3 protein-coding genes are annotated in these 1,928 nt (G+C 63.1%); 1 reads left to right on the forward strand and 2 read right to left on the reverse strand.

Annotation, left to right across the window (positions count from 1 at the left end):
• Window positions 1–256: NAD(P)H-dependent oxidoreductase subunit E (locus JHC99_RS18840; protein ID WP_366927854.1), on the reverse strand; the 256-nt coding region annotated here is incomplete at its 3' end.
• A 69-nt stretch (window positions 257–325) separates the two neighbouring features.
• On the reverse strand, window positions 326–1,231 hold the full coding sequence (locus JHC99_RS18605) for a LysR family transcriptional regulator (RefSeq protein WP_292156180.1): 906 nt from the start codon (window positions 1,229–1,231) through the stop codon (window positions 326–328).
• Between the two features lie 150 nt (window positions 1,232–1,381).
• Between JHC99_RS18605 and JHC99_RS18610 the strand changes: the two genes are divergently transcribed.
• On the forward strand, window positions 1,382–1,928 hold a 547-nt coding region (locus tag JHC99_RS18610; protein ID WP_292156181.1), incomplete at its 3' end, for an IS6 family transposase.

A 1,928-nucleotide genomic window follows, 5' to 3' on the forward strand; every position in this document is an offset into this window, starting at 1 on the left:
CGGCCGGCTGACGGCGAAAGTCGTGATAAAAGGTCACCACGCCGTGGACATCGGCACGGCTGAGGTTGAGCGCCTCCGCGACCACGGGCACGAGCTGATCGTCGATATATCCGAACTCGGCCTGGAGCGCGTGAAGCCAGGGAAGCAGCGCGCCACGCCCATCGCCCAAAGTCGCTCTCAGGCGCTGGATCGCCGCCGCATGCACGGGATTCACCGTTACGGCGACCCGCTCGACCTGTCTTTCCTTCTTGCCCATCAGCCCGGATTGACGTTCGGAGTGTGCAGCGTCAAATCCATGATTCCGATGATTGATAAAGATCGTTTATCATTCTCGGGAAAATGAGGGCGGCAGGACCAGGTTCCGTGCCGCCAGCACCGTAGCCTTGGGAAGTTGGCTGATCGGCGACCGGTCGGACACGATCAACCCGATCCGGCTGGGGGGAAGCGGGATGTCAAAGGGTATGACCCTCGCCCAGCGTTCGGTGGGCAACAAGGACGCATAGGCGTCAGGCACGATCGACGCATGGGCCCCGCTTTCCACCATCGCCACCAGGGCGACATAGGAATCCGCCGTGGCGCACGGGTGTACGGCCAAGCCGCGGGCGGCCAGATGAGCGTCGAGGATGCGTCTGTTCTGCATGCCCTCGTGAAGCAGGCACAGGGGTTGCGATACGGCGTCGCCAAGCGGAATTTCCGATACACCGTCGCCGTGGCCGCCGGCCCGCGTCAGAAAGATCGCGCGCTCGGAATAAAGCGGAACACTGACCACCTGCGCCGGGGGCTCATGATCCAGATAGGTCACCCCGGCATCCAGTTCGAACGCCGCCAGGCCTCGCTCGATCTCGCGCGACGTCAGCGACCGCACCGAGACGGTCAGATCAGGATGCCCCGCCCGCACGGTTTGCACCAGCAGCCCGACCACAGGCATGGATGCTGGAATCGCGCCCAGCCTCAGATCACCACGCAGGGTGCCCGCCGTGGCGTCTGCGGCGTGGTGCAGGCCGTCCAGCATGGCGACGATCTGCTGGGCCCAGGGCAGTATGGCCGCGCCGTCGGCAGTCAGTGCGATAAAGCGACGGTCTCGCTCGACCAGACGCTTACCGAGCAGGCCTTCCAATGCCACGAGGCCCGCCGACAAGGCTGGCTGGGTGACGTTACAGGCAGCCGCCGCCCGCGCGAAATGCTTCTCTCGCGCCAAGACCACATAATACTCCAAGAGCCGGAGTTGCATAAACGACCTTCTGTCGGCCGCGCCCCTTGATTGGAGCCCGCGCCAAAAGACTGTGACAGCGCCGCGTTGGTGCTGACAACTTAACTCTTGCGAGGGCTCTGTCAGCCCAAACCGATTGCCACCGCTTTTTCGGCGAACTAGCGTCGACCTATGGCCAAGAGCACCAACCCGTTCCGCTACTTTGACAGCTCGCCGGAGGTGATCCGGACGGTGGTGATGATGTACGTCAAATTCCCGCTGTCCCTTCGCAACGTGGAAGACCTGCTGGCAGAGCGCGGCATCGACATCTGCTACGAGACGGTGCGGCTCTGGTGGAACCGGTTCGGCCCGATGTTCGCCGCCGAGATCCGTCGAAAGCGTGTGCAGAGGATGCGCGCGTTCACCCATTGGCGGTGGCACCTCGACGAGGTCTACGTGAAGATCAACGGCGAGATGCACTACCTCTGGTGGGCCGTGGACCAAGAGGGCGAGGTGCTGGAATCCTTTGCCAGCAAGACCAGGGACAAGGCGGCGGCGCTGACTTTCATGAAGAAAATCATGAAGCGGCACGGTCGCGTAAAGGCCATCACGACCGACGGTCTGCGCTCCTACAAGGCGGCGATGAAGGAGATCGGCAACGCTTCGAAGCAGCAGATCGGCCGCTGGGCCAACAACAGGGTGGAGAACTCACACCTGCCCTTCCGACGACGAGAACGGG

Source organism: Brevundimonas sp. (genome assembly GCF_016463485.1).
GTDB lineage: Bacteria > Pseudomonadota > Alphaproteobacteria > Caulobacterales > Caulobacteraceae > Brevundimonas.